Here is a 15342-nt window from a genome sequence, read left to right as displayed (position 1 = left end):
GCGCTCATGTCCCGGGGCGTGACGCGGACCACACTCCGAACCATGACCCATATCCCGTCCCCGGCCGAGGAGTTGCGACTCCTGGACACCGAGTTGCGGCAACTCGACGCACGCCGGGCCATGTTGCTGACCCGCCGCGCCTGGCTGGTCCACGCGCTCCAGCCGACGCCCGTACGGACCGTGCACCCGGCGCCCGGGGTCCGGCGGCCCGAGACCAGCGCACCCGGGGTGCAGAACGCGCTCCTGCTCCTCGGCGGCATCCTGCTGGCCGTCGCCGCCGTCGCGTTCACCCTGGTCGGCTGGGGGCACCTCGGGATCGCGGGACGGTCGCTGGTGCTCGGCGCGGTGACGCTCGCCACGCTCGGCGCTCCCGTGCCCCTGCTGCGCCGAGGGCTGCGCTCGACGGCCGAGGCGCTGGCAGGGACCGGTCTCGTACTGACCGTCCTGGACGCGTACGCGCTGTACGCGGTGGCGCTCCCCCGCACGGACGGCGTCGGCTACGCGGCGCTCGCCTCTACGGCGCTGGCCGCGGTGTGGGCGGCGTACGGAATCGCGCTGGGCGCGCCGCTCCGGAAGGCCGGCCCCGGTGCGCGTGCGTCGCTGCGGCTGCCGCTGCCCGCCGCCGTGGTCGCCGCACAGCTTCCGCTGCTCCTGTGGGCGGTGGCCGCCTCGGCGGGCGCGTACGCCGTCACGGCCGCCCTGCTGGTCACGGCGGCGCTCGACACGGCGCTCGCCCTGCGCCTGCCCGTGCGGTCCGTCCGCGCCGTCGCCGCCGTCGGGGCGTACGGCCTGGGCGGCTGGGGCACCTTCGCCGCCGGCTGGCTGTCCTGGACGTCCGCCGGCCCGGGCGCCGCCGCCCGTGCGGCGGCGCTCCTCCTCCTCGCCGCGTCGATCGCGCTGACGGCGGCGTGGGGCGCCCCGAAGCCGGGCCTCACCACGAACACCGCGACGGGCGTCGCGACGGCCGGCGGACTGATCGGTGTCACCGCGTTCGGCGGTCTGCTGCGCACGTCCCTGCCGGGCGAGTGGACGGTCCCCGGTCATCTGGCGTGCGCGATCACCCTGCTGGCCGTCGCCGGAGCGGGTGTCCCCACGCCGGTGCGGCGCGGGATCGCCCTGGCCTCGGGATGCGTGGGCGCCCTCGCCGTGGCCTGGGCCCTGCCCGTGGTCGTGATCACCCTGCTGGGCCCGGCCGTCCGGGCGGGCTCCGCCTGGTCCGGTGCTCCGGAGAACGCGCGGGACGCGGTGACGAACGGCCTGCCCTGGCCCGCGGACGCGGTCACGGCACCGCTCGTGCTCGCGCTCGTCGCCGCCGTCCTGGTGGTGGCCGTCCGCGCCGCCGCCTGGCGTCCGTACGCCCTGGCCTGCGCGCTGACCCTGGCGTGGGCGACGGCCTTCGTCCTTCCGGCGACCCTCGAACTCCCTTACGTGGCGGCGCTGTCGGTCCACGGCCTCATCACGGCGGCCCTGCTCGGGTACGCCCGCCGGACCGTCCTGCCGCCGACGGCGCTGGTGCTGGCCCTGGTCACCTCCCTCGGTCTCGCCTTCCTCGCGCTGGCCTCCGAGAGCGCGACCCTGACGGTGCTCGCCGCGCTGACCGTCCTGTTCGCGGCCGCCGCCGTGCGACCCGGCCAGGGCCCGGTCGCGGCGCCCGCCGCGCTCGGATACGCGTCGGCCCTCGCCTGTGCGGCGGGTGCCTCGCTCGGCCTCCAGCCCCAGCACACGGCGCTGCTCGTGCTGGTCGTGCCCGTGGTCGCCGCGCTGCTCGCCGCACGCTCCGAGGACGTGCCGACGACCGTGTCGATCGAGATCACCGGTGCCCTCGCCGGGCTGCTCGCCGTCGGGCTCGCGGTGGCCGAACCGGCGCTGCTGGCCACGGTCCTGGCCCTGTGCGGACTGATCGCCGCGGGTACGGCCGTACGGGAGGACCGGCGCGCCGTCGGATACGCGGCCACCGCCCTGTTCGTGCTGGCCTCGTGGGTGCGGCTCGCGTCCTGGGGCGTCGGCTCCCCGGAGGCGTACACGCTGCCGGTGACCGTTCCGGCACTGCTCCTGGGCGCGTTCAGGCGCCGCTCGGACACCTCGGTGTCGTCGTGGACGGCGTACGCGCCGGGCCTGTCCGCGACCCTCGTGCCGAGCCTGTTCGCGGCGTGGGGCGACGGGCAGTGGCCGCGTCCGCTGCTGCTGGGCGCGGCGGCGCTCGCCGTCACCCTGCTGGGTGCCCGGCACCGGCTCCAGGCTCCGCTGGTGCTGGGCGGCGCCGTGCTCGTCCTGGACGCGCTGCACGAACTCGCCCCGTTCATCGTGCAGGTGGTGGACGCGCTGCCCCGCTGGACGCCTCCCGCACTCGCCGGCCTGCTGCTGCTCGCGCTGGGCGCCACCTACGAGCAGCGGATCCGCGACGCACGGCGGGTGCGGGAGGTACTGGGGAGGATGGACTAGCGGGCGTTCACCGGGGAACGGTCACGACGGCATCCGGTCGCCGAGGAGCGCCAGGTTCTCGATGGCGGCGAGGCCGTAGAGCGCTGTGTCGTTCGTGTAGACCCAGTTGGCCTCGCTGCCCGGCACCAGGGTGACCGGTCCGCTCAGCTTCTCCGTCTTCCAGGGCGAGGCCTCGGTGTAGCCGTCGGAGCTGTAGAACTTCGCCCAGGCGCGGGTGGCGAGTCGGGTGTCGCCGGTCTGCACGGCGGCGTACGCGTCGAGGCGTGAATGGCCCTGGAAGAGCAGCAGTGTGCCGAAGTTGGTGCCGTAGCGGGCCGCCTGTTCGGTCTTGGTGGCGTTGAAGTAGCGGCAGTAGTCGAGGTAGGCCTCCTTGAAGGCGGGCATGTCGACGAGATCGATGAGCTCGGCGCACAGTTCGTTCAGGCCGAAGACCGCAGAGAGGTGCGAGACGCCGACCACGGGTTCGGCGGCGACGGCGAACCGGCCGGTGTCGAGGTCGTACAGGCCGGTGCCCTGGACGAATCCGTTGGGCTGCGCGGCGATGGTCTCCATCGTCGACAGCACGCGTGCCCTGGCCTTCTCCCACTTGGGTCCCTTGCGCTCCCACTCGGTCAGCCACGCCGAGACGAGTCCGCTCCAGTCCGTGCCGAAGCCGATCGACAGCGCATGCCGGTCCGGTGTGTAGGGCTCGGTGCGGATCTTGCGGATCGGGTCGAGGACGAGGAAGGTCTCGTCGGAGTCGACGTTGGCGTGCATGAGGTCGCCGACGCGTTCATCGGCGGTGAGGAAGTAGTAGTAGCGCCGGTAGGTGGTGTTGGCGATGCGCTGCTGTTTGGCGCTGTCGGCGTAGTGCTGCACGCCGTGCCGGGTGCCGAGCCCGGCCCACTGGCCGAGGTGGTAGACGTCGACCTCGCCGGTGTGCCGGGTCATCGCCTCGGCGAAGCGGAAGATGTCCGCTCGGCCGCTGCGCAGGTACGCGAACCACAGCCAGAGGTCCGGCGACAGCTCGGAGTTGTCCCAGGCGTAGCCGCCGACGTCGTAACGCCACTGGTGCCTGACCGGGTCGTAGGAGTGCATGATGTCGCCGTAGTCCCAGAAGCCGTACCAACGGCGCATCTCCACCTGGTCCTTGTAGTAGGTGAAGAGGAAGTCGAGGTGGTCCTCGATCTTCGCCTTGGCGGGGGTGGACCGGTCGGGCTCCGAGTAGAGACCGGGGCCGAAGACCTGCGCCTTGATCAGTTGCTTGGGCGGGGCGGCGAGCTGCGGCAGTACGCGTACGGCGTCGATCTGTTCGGCGAGCTTCTCGGGCGTGGGTGTCGACTCGTTGGCCCAGAAGAGCAGTTCGGAGGTTCGGGCGATGCCGTAGGGGGTGCCGAAGCCCGGTTCGTAGTCCTCGTAGGTGATGTTGAGGCCTTCGAGCTGTTCGGCGTACGTGTCCTGGCCCATGCCGTCGTGGTAGAAGCGCAGGTCCATGGGCTGCGCCTCGGGCGACCAGAGCCAGAGGGTGACCTCGGCCTCGTCGGTGTGGGCGTCACGGATGTCGAGCTGGGCGGGGAACTTCTCCCAGAAGTCCCGCAGCCCGAAGGAGAATCCGCCGCTCGGCCCGCCGACGTATCCGAAGCCGGAGGCGCGCCGGCCACCGCCCGCGGCGATCCAGCCGTGCCCCTTCTTGGTGCGCTTGCGCAGGGTGAAGCCGTCGGCCGAGAGCTGGGAGAGGGTGTAGTCGCCCCACTCGGGGATGTACTGGAGCCGGGTGGTGACCCGCTGGTCCCAGGTGGACGGGTCGGCGAGCTTCTCGCCGGCGAACTGGGCCGCCTGGACGGCCGCTCCGGGGTCGCGGCGCAGCCCGGTGACCCCTTTGACCGCCTCGCGCAGCAGACCGGTGCCGTCTCCGCCGATCCGGATGTGCCGGTCGTAGGCGGCGTCCCGCATCGGCACGGTGAAGCGGACGCCGAGCCCGCCCACGAAGTCACCGCTGCTCTTCCCGGGTTCCTGCTTCCCGTCGAAGGTGATCGTGTGCACCATGCGGAAGGAGTCGGCGCCCGCGTAGAAGTACAGGCGGACCGAGAAGGGCAGCCAACTCCGGTCGCCCTTGCGGTGCTTGCCGTCGATGCGGACGACGGCCCGCACCGGGCCGTCCTGTTCGACTTCGGCCGCGGAGATCACGCTCTCGAAGCGCTCGGACTTCGCGGTGCCCTGGTCCTCGTCCTCGATCTCCGGCCGGCGGATGAGGACCAGGCGGCCGTTCCTGGCGATCTCGGCCGTACCGCGTGTCACGGACTTGACCAGTGCCGAGCCGCTCCTGCCGATCTTCGCGGTGATGACCCCGGTCGAGACGGTGATGGTGCCGCCGCTCTTGTCGACGGTGACCTTCCGCTCCGGCGCGGCGGGTTCCCCCACGGTCAGCGTGAGCTTCCCGGCGTCCGAACTCACCGCGTGGGCGGTCCACTTGAGGGAGCCGTCCGGCCAGTAGGCGATCGGCCAGGACTGTACGGGGACGGTGTTGCCGTCGGCATCCGCCAGCGCGAACGTCTGGTCCTGCCGGTAGGTCCCCCTCGGCCAGGGAACACCGACGGTGGAGCCGGGGGCGGCGCCGAGGCCGCCGTCCTCCAGCCAGTCGAGGCTGACGGGATCCGGGTCGGCGGCCTCGGCTCCGGAAGCGGCCTGCGCTTTCGTGGTTCCGAGGGCCCAGCTGAACTGCGCGGCGGCTCCGGCGACGGCGGCCGCCTTGAGAAGGGACCTGCGAGGGATGGGCGACATGGCCTTTCCTCTCCTTACGGGATGGTCAGGGGCATGACAGTCATGAGGGCGCGGCGGAACAGGACCGGGCGCTCGGCGCTCCGGCCCGCGGGAGGGCGCGCTCAGCGGCGCCGCCGGCGCTCCTCGACGGCGACGGCCGCCGCGGCCAGGGCCCCCAGGACGGGAACCGCCAACGGCGCGACGAGCAGAGCGGAGCAGACCACCACGGCCAGCCCGCCGACGAGCAGGAACGACCCCGCGGGATCGAGCACGGTCCGGCGTCCGGCGTCCGCGAGCAGCCCGCGCCAGGCCGCTCCCGGCTCCCAGACAGCGGCCGCGCGCAGTCCCGCGACGACCCCCCCGATCAGCGCGAGGATCCCGACGGCCCCGACGAGCGGACCTCCGGGGATTCCGGCGCGTACGGCCTGGACGTCCACCCGGACCGCCGCCGCCCCGGCCCATCCGGCGGTTCCGACGAGCCAGCCGCCCCGTACGGCCGCCCGGAAGTCGGCCACGAACTCCCGCCGCCCCCCGCCCTCATGAGCCGTGCGCCGGCGCAGATGCCGCGCGCCGGCCGCGAACGCGGCGGGAACGGTCACGAGGGGCAGCGACGCCACCGCGATCCACACACCCGTCAGCAGACACTCCGCGAAGACGGCGAACCTCTCGGCGAGAACGGACTCCCGGGGCGTCCGGCGGGCCCGCGCCCCGGCGCGGGCCTTCGGCTGAGTGACGGTCATGTCAGCCCTTCAGTCCCGAGGTCGCCATGCCGTCGATCAGATAGCGCTGGAAGGCGAGGAAGAAGAGGAGCACGGGCAGCAGCGCCACCAGCGACATCGCGATCATGCCGCCGTAGTTGGCGACCCCCTCCTGGTCGCGGAACATCATCATGCCGAGCGAGACCGTGTACTTGCCGGGCTCGTTGAGGTAGATCAGCGGGCCCATGAAGTCGTTCCAGGCGTTGATGAAGGTGAAGATGGCGCTGGTGATGAGGGCCGGGCGGCACAGCGGCAGCACGATCGACCAGTAGATCCGCAGGTGCCCGCAGCCGTCGAGCCGCGCCGCCTCGTCCAGTTCGCGCGGCAGGTTCCGCATGAACTGCACCATGAGGAAGACGAAGAACGCCTCGGTGGCCAGGTACTTGCCGATCAGCAGCGGCACATAGGTGTTGATCAGCCCCGCCTTCTGGAACATCACGTACTGCGGAATGAGCAGCACGTGATACGGCAGCAGGAGCGTGCCGATCATCAGCGAGAACAGCACGTTCCGCCCGGCGAACCGGATCCTGGCGAAGGCGTACGCGGTCAGCGAGCAGGAGATCAGGATGCCGGCGACGGAACCTAGCGCGTAGAAGAGGGAGTTCTGGAAGAAGGTGGCGATCGAGATGTCGGCGATCCCGTCGGCGAGCCCCTTGAAGTTGGCCAGGATCGGGTCGGCCGGGAACAGTTCCAGGCTGCCGATGATCTCGCGGCTGGGCTTGAAGGAGGCGCCGACGACCCAGAGCACGGGGTAGAGGACGACCGCGAGGATCAGCAGGGCTCCGATGTGCCAGCCGAGGGAGCCGGCGCGCTCGCGTCCGGACCTCCCGGGGCTTCCCGAGGCGGTCGCGGCGCCGGAGCCGATTGCCTTGCCGGTGACGCTGCTCATCGGGCGTCCTCCTCGTAGTGCACCCAGCGCTTCTGCGACCAGAAGAGGACGGCCGTCACCAGCGCGACGGCGAGCAGCAGCATCCAGGCCATGGCGGAGGCGAAGCCCATCTGGGACTCCCTGAATCCCTTCTGGTAGAGGTAGCAGGTGTAGACGAGCGTGGCGTCGGCCGGACCGCAGGTGGCGTTGGAGACCACGTACGCCGAACCGAAGATCTGGAACGAGTGGATCGTCTCCAGGAGCACGTTGAAGAACAGCACCGGGGACAGCAGCGGCAACGTGATGCTCCAGAACCTGCGCAGCGGTCCGGCGCCGTCCACCTCGGCCGCCTCGTACAACTCCTTCGGCACCTGCTTGAGCCCGGCCAGGAAGATGACCATGGGGGCGCCGAACTGCCAGACCGTGAGCGCCACCAGGCTGTAGAGCACCCGCTCCGGGTCGCCGACCCAGCCCCCGGAGGGGAAGCCGAGGAAGGACTGCGCATGGTCCACGACGGCGTCGTCGGAGAACAGCGCGCGCCAGACGAAGCCGACCGAGACGCTCGCGCCGATCAGCGACGGTGCGTAGAACGCGGCCCGGTAGAAGGCCTGGCCGCGGCGGCTCCGGGCGAGGAGCAGGGCCACCCCGAGCGCCAGCAGCAGTTTGAGCGGCGTACCGATGACGACGTACTTGGCCGTCACCTCGACGGACTTCTGCCACCGGGGGTCGTCGAACATGGTGGTGAAGTTGTCGAAGCCGATCCACCGCGGCGCGTCGAAGAGGTTGTAGTCGGTGAAGGCGAAGTAGAGGGAGGCGGCCATCGGGCCCGCGGTCAGGAGCAGGAAGCCCGCGATCCAGGGCGACATGAAGAGATAGCCGGCGAGATTGTCCCCGCTCCGCCGGCGCTTGGCGGCGCCGGGGGCCTCGGGGCGTCTTTGTGCCGCGTCGGGCGGAGAGTCCTTGACGAGCGTCACGGCGGTTCCCATCAGACGGCGAGGGCGGTCTTCGCCTCGGAGAAGAACTGCTTCACCGCGTCGGAGACCTTGGTGGTGCCCTGCGACATGTCACCGCCTATGCGCAGGAAGGCGGATTCGACGGTGTCGGCACCTGCCGGATGCGGGGTGATGGTGCCCAGTACCCCGGCCGCGGCGACGTCCTGCTCGTACTGCGCGATGGCCTTGCTGGGGGCGTCGGCGGGCTGGAACGCGTCGAACTGCTCGGTGGTGGCGAGAATCCCGCGGTCGTAGCCCATGATCTTGCCGACCTCGGGGTCGTGGACCATGAAATCGATGAACCGGGCCACTTCTTCGGGGTGTTTGGTGTGCGCGGACGCGCTGAGCATCAGCGAGGCGAGGTACTGGCCGGTCTGCTTGCCGTCGGTCGTCGGGATCGGCGCCAGACCGTAACTGCTGTCACCCTCGGCCGTATAACGGACCGTGAAGTTGTCCCACGTGAACTCGGAGGCCGCGTGCCCCGCCGAGAGGGAGGACTTGGGCTTGTCCTGTTCGACCCGCTTGGGATCGGTGATGATGCCGGCCTTCACACGGTTGTAACCGTCGGTCCACCACTCCGTCAGATCGGCCTCGTCGAAACCGAGTCCGTCCGCGGTGAAGAACGCCTTGCCGTTCTGCCGGAGGTAGAGGTCGTACAGGTACATGATGCTGAAGTAGCCCGTGTCGCCCGCGACCTTCTGCGTGTCGTGAATCTTCTTGAGCGCGGCGAAGTACTCGTCCCAGGTCCAGCCCTGCTTCGGCTTGACACCGGCCTTCTCGAACACCTTCTCGTCGATGACAAGTGACATGGTGTTGGATCCGACGGGAATTCCGAGCTGCTTTCCGTCGACCTGGCCGACCTTCTCCACGCCGGCACGGAAGCCTTTCAGGCTGAGATTTCCGGCGTCCATCTGGGACTTGAGGTCGAGCAGGATCCCTCGCTTGTCGTACTTCCGCAGAAATCCGACGGCGTTCTGGAATACGTCCGGCGGATTTCCGCCGGCGGCCTGGGTCTGGAACTTCTCCCAGAAGGCCACATAATCCTGGAAGTCCGTCTGCACCTTGATCTTCGGATACTTCTTCTCGAAGAGCGCGATGGACTGGTTGATCCGCTTCGCCCGCTCGTCCGCACCCCACCAGGCGTAACGGATCGTCACCGTCCCGTCCCCGGCGCCGCTTCCGCTCCCACCGCAGCCCGTCGTCGCCGCCAACCCCAGCGCAGCCACCGAAGCCCCGGCCGCCTTGAGCACCGTCCGCCTCTCGACACTCCCGTTGTTCCCCACTGCCGGGCCTCCCCGCAACGTCGACGCCGCCTGCATGAATCGTTTCAAGTAAGCGCTTGCTGGCACAAGTTACGGAGGCGCTCGGGGCGCGTCAATGATTCGGACAGGAATTGATGTGCGCCGGTCGGATCCCGTCGCGGCGGCCGCCGCACCCCTTCCGGGGCACTCGCACGGGAGTACGCAGGTCGGGCCCGCGCGGTCGGCCGGCCGAACATCCCGTGGACGGCGTGACGGCTTGGCGGCACGGCCGAAAACGTACTGCCGCGAGGGGTGCTGACGGGGTGTCGGAGGCCCCGACGGAAACGGAGCGTGAGCTTGCAGCAACGCTACCGAGGCCCTGCCTCCCGCCCCCGGGCACAGCCGCAGCCCGCTTTCGCCCTCTCCCCATCCACCCGACCCGCGCGTGCAGCTCCGCCCGGCACCGGCGCTCACCCCCTGGGGCTCCGCCCCAGACCCCGCTCCTCAAACGCCGGAGGGGCTGAAATTTCCCCCGTGGTGGAGGGGTGCGCCGGAGGGGCTGAATCTTCCCCCGCCGTGGAGGGGCGGGCCGGAGGGGCTGAATCTTGCGCCGCAGCCGAAAGCGGTCCGGAAGGGCCGGAACCACGACGCACCCGCAGCCGGGATCCGGCGGAAGGGGCCGTGCCGGTACATCGGATGCCCGTCGCTCACGCCCGGATCGAGCAGCGGTTCGTTCTTGGACCCACGTCCGATCCAACGACGACGGGCGGATGTACCGGCACGGCCCCGCCCGCACCGAACCCGCACCGCAAGGGCCGGCGCAGCGACCCCGCACTCCCCGGAACCACGAAAACGGCCCCGGTCCACGATGTCGTGGACCGGAGCCGTCTTTCCTACGTGTGGGCGATACTGGGTTCGAACCAGTGACCTCTTCGGTGTGAACGAAGCGCTCTCCCGCTGAGCTAATCGCCCGGGCGCAGGAAGAACATTACCCCATGTCAGGGGGTGGCTTCGACCAGCCGAGACGGCCCGGACGACGTCCGGGCCGGCCGTGTCATTCCGAGATGCTCCACGGCATCACGAAGCCGAACTTCCAGAGGTACACACCCACCAGGACGGCGACGATCACGAGGCCGATCGAGGTGAGGATGATGTTGCGACGCCGGACCCTGGGGTCGAGCGCCCGCTGCGTAGCCTCCGTGACCTTGCGCTTCGTCCAGCGAAGCACCAGCTGGGCCCAGACGAACTCGGTCGCCCAGATCGCCATGCCACCGAAGATCACCAGCCAGCCGGGCCCCGGCAGCGGAAGCATGATCACGCCCGCGGCCACCACCGCGAGCCCGACGACGAAGACGCCCACCTGCCAGCTCACGTGCAGCGCCCGGCGAGCCTTGATGAATTGAGGCGCCCGTGAACCGAGCGCTCGCTCATTGTTCGCCCCGTCGCCCGCCGTGGCGACCTCGCCCGACTCGTCACTCCCCGTATTCATACGACCAAACCCTACCCGAGAGAAACCAGTCACCGGAATGGCCCTATCCGGAGAACGCGCCCTCGGCCGGATGAGTTACATAAAGACAGGCAAAACCCTCAGAGGGGTTTACAACGGCACCGTAGGTGGCATGTCGATTTCGCCGACGTGCGAATCCCCGAGCGCACACTGAGCGAAAGGCCCTGGCGCTTATGAACACCACGGTCAGCTGCGAGCTGCACCTGCGCCTCGTTGTGTCGAGCGAGTCCTCACTGCCTGTACCCGCAGGACTGCGGTATGACACGGCCGATCCCTATGCCGTGCACGCCACCTTCCACACCGGAGCCGAGGAAACCGTCGAGTGGGTGTTCGCCCGCGACCTCCTCGCCGAGGGCCTCCACCGGCCCACCGGTACCGGCGACGTCCGAGTCTGGCCGTCCCGGAGCCACGGCCAGGGCGTCGTATGCATCGCCCTGAGCTCTCCGGAGGGTGAAGCCCTGCTCGAAGCCCCAGCGCGGGCCCTGGAGTCATTCCTGAAGCGAACGGACGCAGCCGTGCCGCCCGGCACGGAACACCGGCACTTCGATCTCGACACGGAGCTCTCACACATCCTGGCCGAGAGCTGACGCGTCACCACAGAGCCGCCCGGCGCCGTCCACTCGGGGAGACGGCTCGGGCTCAGACAACCGCATAGGGAAGGCGCCGGCGTCGGCACCGCGGAAGGTTCGCGGTGCCGGCGCCGCTGCGCGTCCACCGGCACGGGCCCCCCGCTCCAGCACCCAACGCCCCCACGCCCGTCTCGGCCGCGCCGGGAAGCCACTACCATCGGCCAGCACCGGGCGGGCGCCCTCGCCCGACCCCCAGGCCAGGGAGCGAAACGTGCTGATCACCCACGACACCCGGCTCGCACTCGACGCCGTGGTGGATCTGGTGAACACCGCGCCGGAGGACGAGACGGCGGACGGGCTCGCCGATGTGTCGTCCCTCGCCGATTTCGTACGAAAGCACGAGATCAGCGATGTCGGGGTGCTGTCGGAGCGGGATCTGGCAGCCGTACGGGACGTTCGCGGCCTGTTCGCCGGGATCTTCGCCGCCGACGATCCACGGACCGCCGCCTCGCTCATCAACGAACTGGTCGCGGCCGCCGGCACCACGCCCCGGCTGACGGACCACGACGGCTATGACTGGCATGTCCACTACTTCGCGCCGGGCGCCTCGGTCGCCTACCACCTCGCGGCCGACTGCGGGATGGCGCTGGCCTTCTTCGTGGTCGCCGGAGAGCAGGACCGGCTGCGCCGCTGCGAGGCCCCGGACTGCCGGCGGGCCTTCGTCGATCTCTCCCGCAACCGCTCCCGCCGCTACTGCGACAGCCGCACCTGCGGGAACCGGCTCCACGTGGCCGCCTACCGGGCACGCCGCAAGGAAGCCGCGGGCTGAGCGGCTCGCACCACGGGGAAGAGTCCGGCCCCCGGCCGGACCGACGGAGCCCTCGGCGGGTGACGCCAGGGGCTCCGTGTACAGCTCAGAGCAGCAGCAGGTCGTGCAGCGAAGCCATGAGCAGCAGACAGCCGATCACCGCAAGGAAGATCATCAGCGGCGGCTGGGAGAGCGCGAAGAGACAACCGCGCCGCTCCTCGGGCGGAGCAGCGGTGTCGCTCGTTGTTGTGTCCAGCATCTCGCGGGCGATGATGACGCAGAGGGCGCCTGCTTCGCGATCAACACGCCCGGAATACACGGGAGTTCGCTGGATGATGTGACAGGCGCGCTCGAACGTGAACGGTTCCGCGCGTTCCCTGTGTCACGCATGTGATCTTGTGTCGCTTCTGTCGGTCAGATCCCGTGCTTCTTCAGAATCGCCTCGATGTCACTGAAGTCGTCCCCGGAGCTCTTCGCTCCCGGTGTCGCCGCAGGCCGGGAGGCGGGAGGGGCGCCCTGGCCCAGTGACGGGGCCGAAGCCGCGGGAGCCGCCGCCTCGCGCCGGGCCGCGGCCTTCGCCGCCCTGCGTTCCTTCCGGGTCCCGCCGCCGCGTCGCTCCACGGCACGGGTGATCATGAACAGCGCCCAGGCGCCGCCGAGCACCACGAAACCGGCCCAGGCGGTCGGGCTGAACGCGGTGTCGGCCAGCCAGCCGACCACTCCGGTCATGACCAGGCCGATCGGCACCAGGGAGTAGGCGGCGATCCGGGCGGCCGCCAGGAAACGCTTGCGGTAGGCCGTCACCGCGGCGATGCCCAGGCCGGCGACGGAGACTGCGGAGCAGACGGTCTCTGCGATCATTCCGGTCCTCCAGGCAGGGCTCGGTGCGACATGTTCCCCATCTCTTCCATCCTGCACCGCCCCATGCCCGGTATGCCACGGTCCGGGCAGACCTCAGGGACATCTCGGGGTCGCCGTCCTCCTCAGGTCCCGGTGCAGCCTCCCCCTCACCGGACTGGGAGACTGGATCCCATGAACGACTCCTCCGGCTCCTCCGCCGCGCACCCGGCCCCTGTCGTCCTGGACGTCTGGTGCGAGCTGCAGTGCCCCGACTGCCGTGACGCTCTCGCCGACCTGCGCGCGCTGCGTGCCCGCTACGGCGACCGCCTGGAGCTGCGGCTGCGGCACTTCCCCCTGGAGAAGCACAAGCACGCCTTCGCCGCGGCACAGGCCGCCGAGGAGGCCGCCGAGCAGGGGGACGCCTGGCCGTACATCGAGGCCGTGCTCGGTCGCGTCGAGGAGCTGGACCGCAAGGACGGCGAAGCCTTCCTGGTCGAGGTCGCACGGGAACTCGGCCTGGACGCCGAGGAGTTCGACACGGCCCTGATCGACGGCCGGCACATCCTGATCGTCGACGCGGACCAGGCCGAGGGCAAGGCGATCGGCGTCACCGGCACCCCGACGTACGTCATCGGCGGTGAGCGCCTGGACGGAGGCAAGAGCCAGGAGGGACTGCGCGAGCGGATCGAGGAGATCGCCGACCGACTGCTCGCCGAACAGGCCTGACACCCGAGGAAGAGCCCTGCCCCGGCCGAACCGGAGCCGCGTCCCCTAGAGCAGTGTCTTGTACAGGTGGTACTCCGTCGTCTCGTAGCCGAGCGACTCGTAGAGCCGCTCGGCCGGGGTGTTTCCCGCGAAGACGTTGAGGGCGATGCGGTTCAGTCCGGCGCCGGTCGCGCGGGCCTCGGCGAGCCGCATGAGCGTCCGGCCGTGTCCGCGGCCGCGCTGGTCGGCGCGTACCAGGACGTCGTAGACGAAGGCGTGTCCGCTCCGGCGCCCCAGCCAGAGATCGCCCACCGGGACGCCCTCGTGCTCCAGGACGCTCAGCCACATGTTCGCGGTGTCCGGGCCCTGCGGCAGCGCACCGCCGAAGTCGCGGTCCGCCTTGGCGAGCGCCTCGGCCTCCGGCACACCGCGCCGGATCCAGTCCTCGGCATAGTCCCGCCTGCCGGCCCGGTCCCAGATCTCGTACTCGTCCTGCGTCATGGGTCGGTCGGCGCTGCCCTGGGGGAGTACGACCGCGGAGCCGTCGAGCGCCTTCGCCATGATGCGGTTGCGCAGGACGTACCCGAGCGCCCTGGTGAGCTCCAGGGCCGCGGCGGCTTCTCCGGGCACGGTCACCTCGATCTGCCGGCAGCCCCACCCGCGGGCGACCTCCTCCGCCGCCAGCGCGGCCACGGTGCCCCGGCCCCGGCCCCGGTCCGGCTCGTCGATGCGAAGCTCGTGGATCCTGGCCGCGGGCGGTCCCGAGCCGGGTTCCGTGGCCAGGTGTACCCGGCCGACGGGACGGCTGTTCACACACACCTGGTAGCGGCGTGAGAGGGTCCCGTCGGCGGCGCGATGGAGCGGCTCGGTCGGCCGCAGAGTCGTGGTCATCAGGGGTGTTGTACCCGCTGACGCACACGCCGTCAGCCGAATTACCGGGCGGCCGGAGGCCGGTGGCCCCGAAAGGGCCGGTCAGGGATCGAGATCGTCCCCGGCCCGCTCCTCGAAGACGCGCATCGCCTTGGCGGTCACCGGGCCCGGTGCGCCCGGCAGTTCACGGGTGTCGACGCGGTGCACGGCCTGCACATCGCGCAGCGTCGACGTCAGGAAGATCTCGTCGGCGCGCTCCAGGACGTCCAGCGGCAGGTCGGTCTCCTTGGCGCCGGTCCATTCGACCGTGAGGGCGCGGGTGATGCCGGCGAGGCAGCCGGAGGCGACCGGCGGGGTGTGGATCTCGCCGTCGAGGACGACGAAGACGTTCGACCCGGTGCCTTCGCAGAGTTGGCCCACCGTGTTGGCGAACAGCGCCTCGGACGCGCCGTGTTCACGCGCGCGGGCCAGGGCGACGACGTTCTCGGCGTACGAGGTGGTCTTGAGGCCGGTCAGGGCACCGCGCTCGTTGCGGGTCCAGGGAACGGTGACGACGGCCGTGGAGTCGGGGCGCGGGGCCGAGCCGCCGAGCGCGACGACGAGGGTCGGACCGTGCTCTCCGCGGTCGGAGCCGAGCGGGCCGTGACCGCCGGTGTAGGTGATGCGGAGCCGGCCGAGCGGCATCGGATTGGCGTCGAGGACGGCGGCGCAGGCGCGGCGCACCTCGTCGGCGTCGGGCTCGGGCAGACCGAGGCCGCGCGCCGAGCGGGCCAGCCGGTCGAGGTGGCGGGTCAGCGCGAAGGGCCGGCCGTCGACCGCCTTCACGGTCTCGAAGATGCCGTCACCCACGGTCAGCCCGTGGTCGAAGACGGAGACGCGGGCGGCCTCGATGTCCTGGAGCCCGCCGTCGAGCCAAAGCTTCACTGGTCCTACCTCGCATGTGAATGTGCCGGACGTCTCGTCCGGCACGGCGTTCCGGCCCCGGTCCCCGCGCCGTCCCCGC

At 70.8% G+C, this 15342-nt stretch carries 14 protein-coding genes and 1 tRNA gene; 4 read left to right on the top strand and 11 right to left on the bottom strand.

What is annotated here, in order from left to right; all coding sequences use genetic code 11:
- Positions 1-6 precede the first annotated feature (6 nt).
- Positions 7-2442, top strand: coding sequence for an SCO7613 C-terminal domain-containing membrane protein (locus tag OG780_RS33405; RefSeq protein WP_328454468.1), 2436 nt, complete (start codon positions 7-9; stop codon positions 2440-2442).
- A gap of 21 nt (positions 2443-2463) precedes the next feature.
- Here the strand turns inward: OG780_RS33405 and OG780_RS33400 are convergent, their stop codons facing one another.
- From OG780_RS33400 to OG780_RS33370, 7 genes are all read right to left on the bottom strand, one after another.
- Positions 2464-5202 carry an exo-rhamnogalacturonan lyase family protein gene (locus OG780_RS33400; protein ID WP_328454466.1) on the bottom strand — a complete coding sequence of 913 codons (2739 nt, stop codon included), beginning with the start codon at positions 5200-5202 and terminating at the stop codon, positions 2464-2466.
- Positions 5203-5303: 101 nt separating this feature from the next.
- On the bottom strand, positions 5304-5921 hold the full coding sequence (locus tag OG780_RS33395) for a hypothetical protein (protein ID WP_328454463.1): 618 nt from the start codon (positions 5919-5921) through the stop codon (positions 5304-5306).
- A gap of 1 nt (position 5922) precedes the next feature.
- The gene (locus OG780_RS33390; protein ID WP_328454461.1) at positions 5923-6828 is read right to left on the bottom strand and encodes a carbohydrate ABC transporter permease; all 906 of its coding nucleotides are present in this window, start codon (positions 6826-6828) and stop codon (positions 5923-5925) included.
- A complete protein-coding gene (locus OG780_RS33385; protein ID WP_328454459.1) occupies positions 6825-7781 on the bottom strand; it encodes a carbohydrate ABC transporter permease in 957 nt (318 codons plus the stop codon). Before OG780_RS33385 ends, OG780_RS33390 begins: the two co-directional genes overlap by 4 nt.
- 11 nt (positions 7782-7792) lie before the next feature.
- Positions 7793-9118 carry an ABC transporter substrate-binding protein gene (locus OG780_RS33380; RefSeq protein ID WP_443062247.1) on the bottom strand — a complete coding sequence of 442 codons (1326 nt, stop codon included), beginning with the start codon at positions 9116-9118 and terminating at the stop codon, positions 7793-7795.
- Positions 9119-9940: 822 nt separating this feature from the next.
- A tRNA-Val gene (locus OG780_RS33375) sits at positions 9941-10012 on the bottom strand.
- Positions 10013-10094: 82 nt separating this feature from the next.
- Positions 10095-10529, bottom strand: coding sequence for a TIGR02611 family protein (locus tag OG780_RS33370; protein WP_328454455.1), 435 nt, complete (start codon positions 10527-10529; stop codon positions 10095-10097).
- Positions 10530-10720: 191 nt separating this feature from the next.
- On the opposite strand from OG780_RS33370, the gene OG780_RS33365 reads away from it, so the two are divergent.
- Both OG780_RS33365 and OG780_RS33360 read left to right on the top strand, forming a co-directional pair.
- Entirely contained in the window at positions 10721-11134 is a 414-nt protein-coding gene (locus OG780_RS33365) for an SsgA family sporulation/cell division regulator (RefSeq protein WP_003959770.1), read from the top strand.
- 253 nt (positions 11135-11387) lie between these two features.
- Positions 11388-11945, top strand: a complete 558-nt coding sequence (locus tag OG780_RS33360) for a CGNR zinc finger domain-containing protein (RefSeq protein ID WP_328454453.1) — start codon at positions 11388-11390, stop codon at positions 11943-11945.
- An 85-nt stretch (positions 11946-12030) separates the two neighbouring features.
- Here OG780_RS33360 and OG780_RS33355 read toward each other — a convergent pair whose 3' ends face one another.
- Positions 12031-12183: a hypothetical protein gene (locus OG780_RS33355; RefSeq protein WP_167455603.1), complete on the bottom strand. Its 153-nt coding sequence runs from the start codon at positions 12181-12183 to the stop codon at positions 12031-12033.
- 155 nt (positions 12184-12338) lie between these two features.
- Positions 12339-12785, bottom strand: a complete 447-nt coding sequence (locus OG780_RS33350; RefSeq protein ID WP_328454451.1) for a hypothetical protein — start codon at positions 12783-12785, stop codon at positions 12339-12341.
- A 171-nt stretch (positions 12786-12956) separates the two neighbouring features.
- Between OG780_RS33350 and OG780_RS33345 the strand changes: the two genes are divergently transcribed.
- Positions 12957-13490, top strand: a complete 534-nt coding sequence (locus tag OG780_RS33345) for a DsbA family protein (protein ID WP_326788873.1) — start codon at positions 12957-12959, stop codon at positions 13488-13490.
- Between the two features lie 45 nt (positions 13491-13535).
- On the opposite strand, the gene OG780_RS33340 is transcribed toward OG780_RS33345, so the two are convergent.
- Together OG780_RS33340 and OG780_RS33335 are read right to left on the bottom strand one after the other, a co-directional pair.
- Positions 13536-14360 (bottom strand): GNAT family N-acetyltransferase, encoded by an 825-nt coding sequence (locus OG780_RS33340; protein ID WP_328454448.1) that lies wholly within the window; start codon positions 14358-14360, stop codon positions 13536-13538.
- Between the two features lie 81 nt (positions 14361-14441).
- Positions 14442-15263 (bottom strand): aminotransferase class IV, encoded by an 822-nt coding sequence (locus tag OG780_RS33335; RefSeq protein ID WP_328454446.1) that lies wholly within the window; start codon positions 15261-15263, stop codon positions 14442-14444.
- Between the last annotated feature and the right edge of the window lie 79 nt (positions 15264-15342).

The sequence above is a fragment of the Streptomyces sp. NBC_00386 genome (genome assembly GCF_036063235.1).
Taxonomy (GTDB): Bacteria; Actinomycetota; Actinomycetes; order Streptomycetales; family Streptomycetaceae; genus Streptomyces.
Note: the sequence above shows the minus strand (reverse complement) of the source record. Positions and strands in the feature narration are given on the sequence as shown.